The organism is Bradyrhizobium sp. LVM 105 (assembly GCF_003957705.1).
Classification (GTDB): domain Bacteria; phylum Pseudomonadota; class Alphaproteobacteria; order Rhizobiales; family Xanthobacteraceae; genus Bradyrhizobium; species Bradyrhizobium frederickii.
On sequence record NZ_QZMV01000044.1, the window covers coordinates 1 to 13,408 of the forward strand.

A 13,408-nucleotide genomic window follows, 5' to 3' on the forward strand; every position below is an offset into this window, starting at 1 on the left:
AGGCCGCTTAAACTCTAACCCCTGATGAGCCAGAGCCTCCCTTCGCAGAACGCCTGATCAGTCTCAAATCATCTGACAACGGACAATCGTCAAATTGCCTGTCGCCCCGACCGAAAGGCCGAATGGCCCGCTAATGCGAGCGCCTTCCGGTCCGAGATTCACGAGCCAACCACGGTGCCGATCGCCTCCAATCGTTAACGTGATCGGTTCAAGCACCTGGCGCTGCGGTCGGTTATATCGGGGTCGTTCGATGCACGCCGCGATCGCCACCAGCAAGACTAGGAGGTTGTAGACCGTCCAAAACAGAACGATGGCGACGCCGTCGCCCGCTGTCGACGAGGTGTTGAAGACAAAATCGGCATTCAGCGGAACGATGAGGCCACCAAGGGTCAATCCAAACAAGATCAAAAACGGTCGCATCAATGACCATTGGACGACGACCCTCGTTCTGTCGCCGCCCTTGGCTGTCACCGAAAATCTGTGCGGTCCTCGCGTCAAGAGGCCGAGCGCAGCGGCCCGACAAATCGGCCAAGCGGCAATCAGCTGCGACGTATCGTTGACGATGGGGATAAAGAGCCCCTTCGAGAGCCAGTTCAAGGCCACCAGGACCATCACATAATACGGGACGTAGTATCTGGTGATATCGACGAGCGAAGCATTCATGATCGTAATGCCGAGCCACCAGTACAGGAGCGGAAAGATCAGACTCGCCAAGGGGAAAGGAAAGGTGGTTAACCAATAAAGCACGGAATCGACGACGCTGATCCGGTGCATCAAACCCAGGCGATGGGAACCGAATGGATTGTAGCAATTGCGCGCAATTTGCATGAGGCCGAGGCACCAGCGGCCGCGCTGGACGATGTATTCCTTGAGGCCCTCTGGAGCCAAACCCTCGGTCAGCGGCTCGTTTAGATAGACGGTTTGCCATCCGTTTTCGGCGAGCTTGAGCGTGAGCAGGAAGTCCTCGGTCACGCTTTGCGTCGGAAGCAGGCCGATCTGTTGGATTGCTCGGACCCTCATCACGGATGAGGTGCCGCAACAGATCGCGATTCCCCAAGCGTCCCTTGCCGGTTCCACATTATCAAAGAAGTGTCGTTGCTCGTCCGGATACCCGGCGCTGATGCCGAGGTTGTGCTGGATAGGGTCCGGATTGAAGAAATGTTGTGGCGTTTGAACCAGACCGACGCTTTGATCGTGAAACAGTGCTACTGTGCGGTCGATGAAATCGAAATGCGGAACGAAATCGGCATCCAGGATAGCAATAAAATCTGGTCGATCGGGATCCCGGGCACGCTTGACGAGCGCGTGGTTGATGTTTCCCGCCTTGGCATGCGCGTTATCGGAACGCACGATATATCCGACGGAGTGCCGTTCACAGGCTTGTCGGAGCCAATCCCTGCGGCCGTCGTCAAGCACAAAGGCACGAAGCTTCGGAAATCGTAGGGCTTTGACGCAAACGATCGTCCGCTCGAGGATCTCGAGCGGCTCATTGTAGGTCGTGATGAAGATGTCGACGCCTGGCGCTTCTCCAGGCAGCCACCATCCGGCGTGCTGGTCAGCTTCCGCGGTACGTTCCTTCACGCGCGAAAGGATCATGAATGCGATGGACGAGGACAGAACCGTCCCCGTCTCCAGCGTGGCGAAGCCCCAACTGACCAATGCGTCCGCAGTCCAGTCAAGTGGCACCAGTGTCTCGGTGAACCGCCATACCACGTAGCGCCAAGAGAGAATTGCCGCCAGGCCGAGCAGAAGGGCGCGCCAGTACCATCGGCTCGGGTCAAGCAGTGGGAGGACGGTCAGGCGAAGTCCGATGATGATGGCAGCTCCCCCCAGGGCGGCGAGCAGAGGCGACAGCATTAACATTAGAAGCCATAACGCGTGAGAAAACGACGGAATTGGGCGATCGGGCCGCTCGAAAACACAACACGTCCAGTGCGACCGACGGCACAACCAAGATCCGGCTGCTGTGCGAGGCCCGGCACCGTTACCGTTACGTCAAAGCGTTGCAGATGCTGCGGACTCGGACCCACTGCAAGGTTTGCGTAAAGCGGCGACGCGCCGGATCCGCCGAGCCGGGTGACGGTTCCGTCGAAAATTCGTTCGTCGCCAAACAGCCGAAACTGAACCGTCGCGCCGACGGAGAGGCTGTCATAAAGCGATTCGGATACGCCCGCGGTCACCGCGAGGCTATTGCAGTCGACGAGCTTGACCAGGTCTTGCCCACGCCGTGCGTACGCGCCATCATCCACCAGGATGTCCCAGACGAGGCCCGGGACGCGTGCATTAAGCGTCGCGGACGTCAGGCGATTGACGCGCAAACGCTCGGCATCGATTTGCCGATCGAATTGAGCGATGCGCCCTTTAATCTGCTGCTCGTCGACATTCAGTTCCGCCAGGCGCTGATCGAGTTCCCGAATGCGCTGCGTCGAGAAGGGGGCATCGTTATATGACTCGCCGATGAAGACTCCGGTGCGGGCTGAGGTGAGTTCCGTCTCGAAATAGTTGACGCGCTGTTGCGCACTCTCCACGTCTTGCTGTGCGACATCGAACTTCGCGCGCGCCCGGTCCAGGCTGGCAGCCGTCTGAACGCCGCGATTGTTCAACTCATTGGCACGTTTGAATTCCGAATCTGCCTCGCGCAGGCGCGCGGCTGCCGCATCCTGCGTCGCCCTCGTCTCGGCGATCCGCGCCTCGATCTGCCGAATTCTACCGCGCTGGTAGTCGGTTGACTGCGCATCAAATCCGGCTCTCGATTGCGATAGCACGTCACGCTGACCGGCGATGCGTTTGAGTTCGATGCGTTGATTGTCCCGATCGCGCTCAAGCTCAAGAAGCCGAGCGGTGTCGAAGCGCTCGTCGGCCACTTCAGCCGCGAGTTCCCCCGCGTTAATGCGCCCCCCAATGCTCTTGACGGCAAGCGTGACCCGGCCTTCGATCGGCGCACGCACGACGTAAAGTCGAGCATTTACTGTGGCATCCGCCGAAGTTCCAGCGAAGTGCTCGCCGATGATGACGTACAATCCGCCGGCGAGAAGAACCAAGCCGATGACCACACGTGCGAGCTTCATGAGAGACTTCCAACCGCATTCCAGGCCTTGTTGCTTGAGTTAATTTTGCCATTCGACAAACCCAATTGAAATGCGCGATGCCGCCGATTCAGCAACGCTACATGCTCCGGCGGAGGGCTCAGCCACCTCGGGCACTGTGCTTGTCCGCCGTTCGGGTTTCCCGTCCCCGGCTGCAATCCCAAGCATTCGATACGTCCTAACCTGAACAAGGATTGACTAGTGGTTCTCTGCTCAGTTCCGATCATCAACCCTTGGAACGTACCACGACCTTCGACATGTCCACGCCTACCTTCTTTGATAGCGCTCGGACACAGGGAAGAAGTACAAGTACTCAACTGCGCAGATTCATCAGCAGCCGATGATGATCGACCGTGGCTGATCTGAGGCCGGCAAATTGGCACCATCTTTGGCTAGAGTTTGCGCCGGCCGATCCCCTTGGCTGAGAGGAGCGGACGACGATGAAGGCCTCAAGATTTTCGGACCCGGGAAGGCGTTCATCCTGAAGCAGGCCATGATGGGATTGCGGTGGCCGAGATCTGCCGCAAGGCCGGGATTAGCAGGCGACTTATTTCAGCTGCAAGAAGAAGTATGACGGGCTGCTGCCGACCGAGCTGGGACCGCCGACGCAGCTCGAGGACGAGAACGCCAAGCTGAAGAAGCTGGTCGCCGATCAAGGCAGCACCCGGAGCTTGCCGCCGGTTGCCAGCTGATCATGAACAAAGTCCACAGCGCGGGTCTCATTCGATCGCGTCGCCGGCGTGCGATCGTCGCGCAGCTTGGCTTCGAACCGGCGCTACCGCCAGTGCCGATGCTCAACACCGCAGCGTCCAGCGCTTCCTGACGCCTCCTCGGCAGCTCCCGCCGACTCGATCTGGCAGCCTGCCCGTATGTCGCGCACCAATCAGGTCCTTTTTCCGTATCCGCCCGGATTGTCAATTTTTTGAACATGGTGTTCTACTGGAGGAACACCGGTGGAGGGATTTTCATACTTAAACTGTTTTTTCGCTAGATTCCGGTGGCGAGGCCGCGGGACGGCAGCGTCTCGCGGCCCCATTGATTTTCTCAGTTGAGCGCTCCGGGTGGAGTCGGTCGCGTTTACCGTCAGCAATTATAAGTGCTTCTACCTAGCTTCGCTTTTCAGGGGCGTCATACTTGGCGCTATCGGTTGGGTTACTTGAGCGAGATCGGCCGGGGCCAGTTGTCGCAATCCGTCGGGGAGAACGGCGATCCTGGATCAGACAAGCTACCGTGATCCCGCCATTCGTCCGAAGTAAGCGAGAGCAGGAAGCTTCGGACAGGATTGGCGTTGATCGTCAGCTTTCAGACCAATGTCGACGACTCGACCATATAGCCACGCTACGAAGCGCCTGCACAAGCTCCGATTCTCGATTCGGCACGGCCCTTGCTCGGTTCGGAGCAGCATTACCGGTTACTCCAGATGCGGTGATGTTAGGGGCGGGCTTGGCGCCGCGTCGCCGCTAGCGTCTGGTCCGCCCCGCTGGTGCTGTGAGGCGATATGAAACAGGAACTTCGGCCGGCGATCGGATTCGCGCGCGCTCGCCGCCGCTAACCTACGCGGGCACGAACGCGACGAATCAGTTTCTCGCTGAGCCGGCGATACGAGACCGTCATGCCGACGAGATCCTTGCTCCAGGCAAATCAGGAAAGTGTACCCGCGACTACGAAGTAGCCGCGCAGGCGTAGCTTGCGACTCGATATCGTCGCCCAAACGTCGACGCACGATACTTCCAATCTCGACAAGCAAAGATGCAGACTGGAACGGTATTGTCGTACAGTGTTGAAAAGGGCTGGGGCTTCATAAGGCCTGATGGTGCCAAGGGCGAGGATGTGTTCGTGCATATGTCCGAACTACGCAACTGCACAGGTACCGATCTGCTGCCGGGCACGCGTGTGACTTTCGATCTTCGCTTCAACAAACGGCGCTCAAAGTACAGAGCTGCCGAGGTCAGGCTAATCGATTAAAGTGCCGCGTATCCTTAAGCAGGTGTTCGAGATTGTTCAAACTGTCGGGCGACGCGGAAAATGCCCCGAGAATGTTACCGAAGCGGATCCCCGTTTCTACCTGGACCGGCTTGCGTTGATTGGGCGAAGGCCCCTGTGGGGACCCGGACATCAGGTACGTAGCGAGGATCGATGCTTAACGTAATCTCTGCGCTACTGATGAGCTGTCGAGCGGCCTTTGATCGCCAATTCTTCACCAGCCGCTGCATCGTACGCCGCTGATGCCGGCCGAACCGACCGGGCGCATGCGCTTCCAGCCGGGAGAGAAGATCGGCCGCGGACAGGTCGCTGCGAACCATTCTCGATGATGGGAATGTAGGGGTCGAGCATCAATGGCCGACGCGGCACTGGCTCGCGCCGCACATAGTGACGCGGAAGCAGCGCGGGCGCGACTCGGCACCTGATTCCAGCTTTGGGGAGCCATAGATCGGGCGCTGTCCCTACTGAAATTAGCGGCGCGTGTGGTAGGGACAGCGCCGTATCTGACACGAGGCGCCGAGTCACGTTGCCGCTAACTTCGCCGCGGTGGTCCGAATGGACGGGGATCACCAACGGGACAACCGCTCGCCCGCCGAGCTGAGGCGTTCGGAGCGGATAAAACGCGCCGACCAGATCGAACCTCGGGGTTTCACCAAGACCGACGCGGCCGCCTATTGCGGCTGCTCCGAGGACGCGTTCGAGACGTGGATGAAGAAGGGGGGCGATCCCCGGCATACAGCGCTGGGACCGCAAGGCGATTGACCGGTATCTGGACCGGGCGTCCGGTCTACCTCAGGCGACGGCCAGCGCCGCGGACGATGCACTCGCGGCTTGGCGGGCTTCACGCGCAAAGCGCGCGGTTTGATGTCACGGATGAGCGCGTGCCTTCAGGATTTCGGTAATCGTGGCGCTACCCCACACTGATTTCGTCCAGCGCGTCCGTTAGCATCCTCAGAAACGATTGATGCCAATCATATTCATCAGACAGCAGCCAAGTCGGTAGGCTGGCGACGTAGCGGCTCAGCGCGATGACGCCCGCAAGCGTTGTCGGTTTGGAGTGGATGAGCACGTCTGCGTACTGCTCGAGAGCCAACAACCGTTCCTCGCTGATTGCCTCGGCGGCATCAAATTCGGGGCCTTCGACTAGTTTCGCCGATAGGGATACCGCGGCATCGTATTGCGCGGAAAGCTCGCGGTGATGCTCAATCACATCAAAAATCGAATCTAACTCAGTCGCCATGGCGCATTTGCCCCAGGCCGCATGAGATCGGCACCAACCAATCCTGGTAGGTGCAATGGATACCATTCGTCGATACAGCTTGAGGCATACGGCCGCCTTTCGACCGCGTAATCCTGCCCACCACGGGCTGCTCTACGGTGGTCCTAGACGGCGCCAAACTGAGCGGCGACTGGTCGAGGCTTTGCGAACCGCAGTTGACGTCCTGCGCAGTACAACAGCAAGGGCGAGCTTTACATCGTGTGGGAGAAAAAGACCCCCCAATCGTGACGGCCGTAATCATCGGCTTGGCGCCGTTAGGACGGGCGCTTCAGACGGTGGGAGAAGGAAACGGCTTCTTCGCCGCGCGAGGAGCACAGGTGGAAGTGTGGCGCGATCGTGATGCGGGACAACCCAGATCCGCTCAAAAGAATACCTGCCGTGGATGACTGGAGGGCGCAATTAAATCCGATCAGTCGATAGGCATGTTCACTGACCCTAACCGTATCTCTACCACAACCGAAGGTGCAGCGCTGTACACTCGGTCCGCGAGCACAGGGAAATAAAAGCGGTCAACGAGATCGTTGCCGCCTACGACAGGCACAACGCGGCGATCGATCGCCTGCGCAAAAAAAAGCACGGAATTGATGGAGCTAACCAGCGCTCGGAGGATCAATCGGTCGATCGTGAACGTCTTATCTCTTATGCCTCAATGACGCATAGACGCGCAATTCTTTGCTCATCCTGACCCCTCATCCAGTTTGATAGGACGCGTTAAAACTTATCTGGGTTCGAACCGCCTTTGATCAGTCGTCCGTTAAGAAGCTGGATTGAGCTGGGCTGGAGAGGCGAGCCCGCGCCCTAGCAGTTCCAGGAACAGGCCCAAGAGCTCTCTGAGCCAGGCGAGGATGAAGTGCAACAACCTGTTGGTCAGGTTTCGGGCCGAGAGCCCGGTCATCTCGGGAAAGGCTCGGCCAAGGTCGGCGGCTAGACGATTTATGATCTTGGCACCCAATTCCTCCCGGTCCTGCCGCGCGAGGATATCGCGTCCAATGTTCCAATAGAGCAGGATCAGCTCACGGTTCACCGAAAGACCGGCAGGATGCCGCGCCTCCGCAATCTTCCGTTTAAGGTCGCTGATGAACGTCAAATAGCTTCGCGCATCAATTCCGGTCGTCGGTTTGGCACCTCTTCGGATTGAGAGGGATTTGGAAGGTCGCTTCCTCATGCGGCTGCCTTCAAGCGCTTCTTCGCCAGCATGGAGCGCACGAACTTATTCCACTTTGCCATTCCCGCGCGCTTTTCGGGCATGTAATGCCAGCGATCATAGTTCTTGGAGCTAACGTCATGGAGCGCATGATTTTGCAGACGATCTCGAACTTCCTTGGATACACCGGCCTTGCCCGCCAAGGTCTTGAAGGTTCGCCGGCGGTCCCGATTTGTTGCGTAGGGGATCACGCCGCGGCCCCGCTGACGCCAAACTAAGCTATAGAGATTGCCGTGGCTCACGGGCTTGGATGGGTCCTTCGCTGAGGGAAAGAACCACCCGTACTTATTTGGCTTGATCGACTCAATCAGTTCGGCGGCGATCGACGGCACTGGAACGGCGTGCGGCTGAAGATTCTTGGTCTTGGACCAATAGATAATCTTCTCCGGCGCATCCCATTGATCGACATGCAGGCGCGCTATCTCCTCGACGCGTTGACCCGTCAGCATGATGAGCTGCACAGCTCGAGGATAGGAAGGATGAAAAGGCGTATCGGGGCATTCCAGCCAGCGATAGAGTTGCACGAACTCATCCTCGTCGAGCCAGCGGGTGCCCTGAATTTTGGGTTCGGTCGGAATTTCCGAGGCCGGATTGAAGGGGATACGGAAGCGGCGCGGGGATGTATTCCGATAATCGTTGTCGGACTTCATCCCCCAACTATAGGCCGCGTGGATGTAACATCGCACATGATCGGCCATCGAGCGAGCGCCACGCTCGTAGATCGGCCGGATAAGCTCGACGATCTCCTCAGACTCGATCTCACGGGCCTGTCGATAGCGTTCGAGCGTGTCGGCGATCTTGTTGAGGCCTTTCTCTGTCTCTTCCAGGACGGCTTGCCGGCGGCCTTAAGCGATGCAACATAGCCCTCAAACAGATCTGCGACGGTGCCGGGACGAGTGTCGGTTGCGATCTTGATGCTGCGGCCCTTCTGGATCACATCGGCGTAGTCGCGCTTGAAGATCTCGCGCGCCTGAGCCAACGACATCGACGGATAAGTGCCGAGCTTTTTTTCGTGCGTCTGCCGTCGCGCCATTGCTGTGCCATCCAGTGAGCGGTCACGCGCTTCGGCATCGGCTTAGGGACGAGGACGAGACGGCCGGTGCCGCGACCTTCGCCATCTGCGAGGTTTTCTTGTTTCCGGTTGAGTTCGACGCGCTGCAGCGCGTGTCGGATCGCGGTGTCAGTCAGGCTTGGCATGGCGTTTCTTCTATTCCGCAACTGGGATCGGTCGGGGAGAAACGGGGATTGCCGGCGGCGACGAGGCCGCAGGTTTCCGCCACGAACCGCTGTACCGCTCGCGTGCTGCTTACTTGGAAGCGATGCCGATAGCTGTGCGCTACGGCACTATCGGTAAAGCCGTTCAGCGCAGCAAACCCTGCCGCTTCCAACACGGTGGCTGTGAGCCCGCGGCGGGTGTCCCCCTCGGAAATTTGAATGAACCCAGAGATCGTCCCAACCTAGCCCGGCGACCGAGCCGGCGACGTGTTGAAGAAAGGCGAGCGGCCTGCTGATGCGGTCCAGCGTCTACGGCACCGGCTGCGCGAGTTGGACGCCGATACGCATCGCGTGCGGTCGTCGCCCTATTCATTGAGCGCTTGCAACATGATGCGCTCCAAGCTTCACGGCCTCGATGGGGACAAGCCGCATTGGATCATTCCGGGAGTCAGAACGAAGAACAAAAAAGCTGAAGATACCGTGCCGCTATCGCGGATTGCAGGTACGGTTCATCGAAGCGGCCTTGGAGGCGAGCAAGCCTGAAGGCGAGGACACGAAAGACAGGCCGGTGGTTTGCGAGCCGCTTTGAAAGCGTTGAGACGCTTGCGCGTCACTCCATGAGCCAGACTCTCCGGCGCCTCTTGGACGACAGTGAAGAGGAGGACAAAAAGCTGGTGGCTTCACACCCCATGATCTTCGGAGAACGGCCGCAACAATCGTGGAGGCGACAAGGCTATCAGTCGACTACGACAAGGCCCTTCTGAACCACAGTGACAAGGGAGTGACTGGCGTCTACGCCCGCTGGCTATAGCGCGACAATCAGGATGAGAGCGGCGCGTCAATCAAGATGAGTTGGTCTTAAGAGCTGAGATATCGTGTCGGAAAGTGTCTTTCCGCGTTTGCCCGAAACAACTCCAATTCCCAGGTTTCTCGGTTTTCAGACGCGAGAGCACTGAGCATCGGCATGGAGTTATTCGGTCACCTTCAGGCGCGTTACACTCCTCCGGCCGTCGACGCTGACAGGCACGTCACCCTCGATCGTGGCCCGACGTACGACGCGATGCTGGTCCCCGTAATCGTTGACCGCGTAATGCTGCGTTGCGCGGTTGTCCCATATCGCAATATCCCCCTCTAACCAGTTCCAGCGCACAGTATTTTCGGGCGCTGTGATGTGAGACTGGAGCAGATCGAACACCTTTTGTCCGTCGTATTTAGGGATCCCAACAAACTGCTTCACCAAGGCGCCGAGCACTAGCGCCCGCTCGCCTGTTTCGGGATGGACGCGTACGACGGGATGCTCGGTCTCAAAAACCTTTTTGGTGAACACCTCGTCAAAGTGTTTCTTGTCGACCTCGCGGACACGCGCGATCCCGGCGTAATCGAAGACGTTGCTGTGAATGGCCCATAGGCCCTCGGCAAGCCGTTGTAGCGGCGGCGCCAAACCAAGATAAGCGGCAGCTGTGTTCGACCACACGGTGTCGCCTCCGAACGTTGGCATTACAACGGCTCGCAGGACCAAAATCTTGGGATATGCGTCGGCGAAGGTTCCATCCGCATGCCAAACGTCGGCCCGACCGCCGCCGCGAGTGGAGTCCAGTTCGAGGAGCGACGTCGTCCCCTTGGCAGCACCGAGCATCGGATGTGACACTAGCTTTCCGAGACGAGCGGCAAAGCGCTCCTGCTCGGCGTCATTGAGATGTCCTTGATTGCGGAAGAAGATCACCTTGTGCTCGAGCAATAAGCTGTTGATCGCGGCGATCGCGTGGTCCGGTAAATCGCCCGATAGCTTGATATTTTTGACTTCGGCACCGATGCGCGCTGCACGTTTCACAACATCGGTGCTCGCGACGCCACCGATCACATTTGTGCTCATCTTGCTTTTCCAGGCCCTCGCAGTTCTTCCTCGCCCCTTGAAGCGAAATGATCTTCAGCAAGCATCGTGCCAAGCGAAAGACGAACATGTCCTCCATAATAGGCACTGAACGAATCGTGGCATTTGGCGCGAGTCCTCAAGCTGAGCCAGTGGCTGGGTCGCGTGACGAAGAACTCGATCACCGAGCTCACCCCTTCGAATGTCGAATGTCGAAGTGGACAGCAGTAGAGCGCCACCAACATCTTCAGTTATGCTTTTGTAATAACTCAACTGCTTGGAAAAAAGCACGTGTCGTGAAAAAATGGCGCCTTCCTTGCCGTGCACGAGCTAGGATTTCATTTTTTCGACATATCCAAATTGCGGAAAGAATGGAGAAGGGGAGCTCAAACTCCTCTCGAAACCTGCATATCGATGGTCGCGCGGCTGAGGCCGCTCAAAATAGCATTGACGGTTTGCAACACCGCATTTGCCTCATCGAGTAATGTGCCATTCCAGGCGAATTCAATGGCGGATTTCATGCGTAAACCTGGGGCACGTCATCGTGCGGTAATAGGTATTTGCTGTTCTACATGTCTGGGGTGATGGTAGTGGATATGTCCGAACAGAGTTGTCAGGGGGGCAGCGCGCGTTAGTGACCTGAACGGGCGGACCGTTCTTCCGGGGCGAGATGGAGTTTTGGGAGTGAGTATAGCTGCTTTTCTGGCTCTGTTTCTGGATCGATTTGTTTTAAGCAATGGCCATCCCAGGCGGCGCCGGGAAAGCCACAAAGCCGAAGGGGCTTTCGAAAGTCTCAACGCTTACTACGCGTTGTACTGGACCTGACACGAGATTGTGCTTCTGTCAGAATACGGACAAGTGTCTACTCAGTGTGGCAAGCCGGAGCTGACTGTTCCGTTCGTGAATTTTCGCGGGGTAATTGATAGCCGATCGCTGGAGTCTGTGAAGCTGTAGATGTAAGATCGCTTTTGTCGAGCGGCGCTGTTGGCGGGTCATGAACATTATCGTCTCAGTCCTGAGCCAAGATAAGCGATGCAACTTCCTGGTCCCGTGACAGTTTGCTCGCCGCTAGGGCCGGTGGCGACACCAATGCGATCAGGCACGGGGCGGTTTTGGCTCATCTTCCGTTTGCCTTCGATCCTCGTGATGGGGATGCGCACGCCCACGATTTCACGCAACTGGGCGGCGATGAAATCCGCGGGAGCATCGCTGACCGCCCAGGGCGTCGCACGAGACGCCTCATGGATATTCGTCAGACGCGTCACAATCTCAAGCAGGCGAGTGGAATCCTCGAAGAACTCAATCGGCCCCTGCGCGTGGACCGCGATGTAATTCCATGTCGGCACCACCTGTTCAGCTTGTCGCTTGCTGGGATACCAGGATGGCGTTACGTAAGCCTCTGCGCCAGTAAAGATCGCCAGAGCTTCTCCGATCGGGGCCGTGCGCCATTGCGGATTGCCTTTTGCCAAATGCCCGTATAGCGCGCCGTGTTTGCCTTCGCTCTCATCGAGGAAGAGCGGAAGAGGCGTCGCAAGTGGCCCATCTGATGTCGCTGTGACCAAATTGGCCAATCGGGCGCAGCGGATTGTTGCTCGAATGTTCTCGATGTCGTCGTCTCGAAAGTGGAGCGGTATGTACATGAAAGGGTCTCCGCTGGCAGCCGTTGAGATAAACCCAAGTCAACAGGCTAGAAAACTGCCAGTTTCAGTCGTTCCCGTGGCTTCCTCTTTTGACGTGACGATTTCGGAGTTATCTGGGACTTGACGATTTCACTCAGCCGCTTCAATCCGTCGAGCTGCTGTTGGGTTGGTGATTCCGTAGCTGTTCTCGTTGGGCCGAGCCAGGCATTCATAGACCTCTAGAGATTTCACCCGGCCTCGCCTGTGTGAAGCGATCCGGCAGCTCTCCTTGGACGCGCACCGAGACGCGTCTCACGAACTGGTCCTTGATCGAGACAAGATCGACGCCCACCTCAAAATCGTCTTTCATCGTTTCGATGAACTACGCCGATGCGTACAGGTCGGAGGTGATCGCAATGAAACCATCATTAAAGCACCAACATTTCCCCTCTACATGGTGGCCGCCATCGCCCCATCGCTGACGCGCGGTCAGGTTGACGCCGCGATCCAATACGCCAAGGCGTATCCTAAGCGAGAGTGCCTGTCCCCCCTCGGTCTGAATCGGGCGCTGGCAGCTAGCGGACGTTGGGTTCGATCAGCGAAGCTGAGGCGGGCGAGGGTGCGCCGCGCCGGATTCCGTGACCGCGTATTTGATCGACGACAACGTGCTTCGCGAGTGTGGCGAGATGGCAGCGCGAACGTGCACTGCAACACGCTCCTGGATCAAAGGGTGCTCATACCGCGCGTGCGCGCCGCACCTGGAACAGGAATTCGCCCGAGCGTGTCGTGGTGTCCAAGTTTTCGGTCAGGGAGCGGAACACCACCCGATTGTGCTTGAGCGAAGTCACGATCGCGAACAGGTGCGACAGCGAGCGCCCGCGCCAAGCCGGTGTGGTCATCCTTCCCGTCCGAGGCGTGATCCTCGAAGAGGTGACGCGGATCAACGCCGGCGCGAGCAGCGCATCGCGCTGCAAGTCCGTTTTCGGGCGGTCTAAGTTCGGTGATACGTGCATGTAGCCAACCCACATAGGCGGATGCCCATCGGAATTAGCTTTCAGATGGTAGCGCGTCACGACAGAGTGAGCTGGCCCCGGTTGTCTGAACAGAATATCCGCGTCGATAAGTGGAGCCTCTGCCGGGGTTAGGCTGCCG

11 protein-coding genes and 4 pseudogenes are annotated in these 13,408 nt (G+C 58.2%); 4 read left to right on the forward strand and 11 right to left on the reverse strand.

All coding sequences use genetic code 11. The annotated features are described in order from the left end of the window. Window positions 1-63: 63 nt before the first annotated feature. Together D6B98_RS38590 and D6B98_RS38595 are read right to left on the reverse strand one after the other, a co-directional pair. Window positions 64-1,857 carry a glycosyltransferase gene (locus D6B98_RS38590; protein ID WP_235885272.1) on the reverse strand — a complete coding sequence of 598 codons (1,794 nt, stop codon included), beginning with the start codon at window positions 1,855-1,857 and terminating at the stop codon, window positions 64-66. Between the two features lie 5 nt (window positions 1,858-1,862). Next, entirely contained in the window at window positions 1,863-3,068 is a 1,206-nt protein-coding gene (locus tag D6B98_RS38595; RefSeq protein WP_126262131.1) for an HlyD family secretion protein, read from the reverse strand. A 458-nt stretch (window positions 3,069-3,526) separates the two neighbouring features. Between D6B98_RS38595 and D6B98_RS38600 the strand changes: the two are divergent. Continuing rightward, window positions 3,527-3,739 (forward strand): annotated as a pseudogene (locus D6B98_RS38600) (transposase); the annotation flags it as partial. A 5-nt stretch (window positions 3,740-3,744) separates the two neighbouring features. Here D6B98_RS38600 and D6B98_RS41255 read toward each other — a convergent pair. Continuing rightward, a pseudogene (locus D6B98_RS41255) lies at window positions 3,745-3,861 on the reverse strand (IS3 family transposase); the annotation flags it as partial. A gap of 974 nt (window positions 3,862-4,835) precedes the next feature. On the opposite strand from D6B98_RS41255, the gene D6B98_RS38610 reads away from it, so the two are divergent. Further along, the gene (locus D6B98_RS38610; protein WP_126262132.1) at window positions 4,836-5,051 is read left to right on the forward strand and encodes a cold-shock protein; all 216 of its coding nucleotides are present in this window, start codon (window positions 4,836-4,838) and stop codon (window positions 5,049-5,051) included. A gap of 74 nt (window positions 5,052-5,125) precedes the next feature. Here D6B98_RS38610 and D6B98_RS42105 read toward each other — a convergent pair whose 3' ends face one another. Beyond that, entirely contained in the window at window positions 5,126-5,389 is a 264-nt protein-coding gene (locus D6B98_RS42105) for a hypothetical protein (protein ID WP_488225974.1), read from the reverse strand. Between the two features lie 235 nt (window positions 5,390-5,624). Here D6B98_RS42105 and D6B98_RS41260 point away from each other — a divergent pair, with 235 nt between their 5' ends. Continuing rightward, window positions 5,625-5,831: a hypothetical protein gene (locus tag D6B98_RS41260; protein ID WP_235884960.1), complete on the forward strand. Its 207-nt coding sequence runs from the start codon at window positions 5,625-5,627 to the stop codon at window positions 5,829-5,831. 148 nt (window positions 5,832-5,979) lie between these two features. On the opposite strand, the gene D6B98_RS38620 is transcribed toward D6B98_RS41260, so the two are convergent. The 3 genes and pseudogenes from D6B98_RS38620 to D6B98_RS38630 form a co-directional block, all read right to left on the reverse strand. Next, window positions 5,980-6,309, reverse strand: a complete 330-nt coding sequence (locus D6B98_RS38620) for a hypothetical protein (RefSeq protein ID WP_164719152.1) — start codon at window positions 6,307-6,309, stop codon at window positions 5,980-5,982. A gap of 793 nt (window positions 6,310-7,102) precedes the next feature. Then, window positions 7,103-7,435, reverse strand: a complete 333-nt coding sequence (locus tag D6B98_RS38625) for a DUF1016 N-terminal domain-containing protein (protein WP_235884959.1) — start codon at window positions 7,433-7,435, stop codon at window positions 7,103-7,105. Between the two features lie 74 nt (window positions 7,436-7,509). Continuing rightward, window positions 7,510-8,749 (reverse strand): annotated as a pseudogene (locus tag D6B98_RS38630) (tyrosine-type recombinase/integrase). A 285-nt stretch (window positions 8,750-9,034) separates the two neighbouring features. Here D6B98_RS38630 and D6B98_RS41265 point away from each other — a divergent pair. Then, complete coding sequence (locus D6B98_RS41265; protein WP_235884940.1) at window positions 9,035-9,310, forward strand: hypothetical protein; 276 nt, start codon at window positions 9,035-9,037, stop codon at window positions 9,308-9,310. 427 nt (window positions 9,311-9,737) lie between these two features. On the opposite strand, the gene D6B98_RS38640 is transcribed toward D6B98_RS41265, so the two are convergent. From D6B98_RS38640 to D6B98_RS38655, 4 genes and pseudogenes are all read right to left on the reverse strand, one after another. Then, window positions 9,738-10,640 carry a TauD/TfdA dioxygenase family protein gene (locus tag D6B98_RS38640; protein WP_126262135.1) on the reverse strand — a complete coding sequence of 301 codons (903 nt, stop codon included), beginning with the start codon at window positions 10,638-10,640 and terminating at the stop codon, window positions 9,738-9,740. Window positions 10,641-11,023: 383 nt separating this feature from the next. Continuing rightward, window positions 11,024-11,158 (reverse strand): hypothetical protein, encoded by a 135-nt coding sequence (locus tag D6B98_RS41595; protein ID WP_283810202.1) that lies wholly within the window; start codon window positions 11,156-11,158, stop codon window positions 11,024-11,026. 488 nt (window positions 11,159-11,646) lie between these two features. Continuing rightward, window positions 11,647-12,277: pseudogene (locus D6B98_RS38650) on the reverse strand (FMN-binding negative transcriptional regulator). Window positions 12,278-12,990: 713 nt separating this feature from the next. Then, window positions 12,991-13,408 (reverse strand): recombinase family protein (locus D6B98_RS38655; RefSeq protein ID WP_502699966.1); only part of this gene is annotated, 418 nt, incomplete at its 5' end.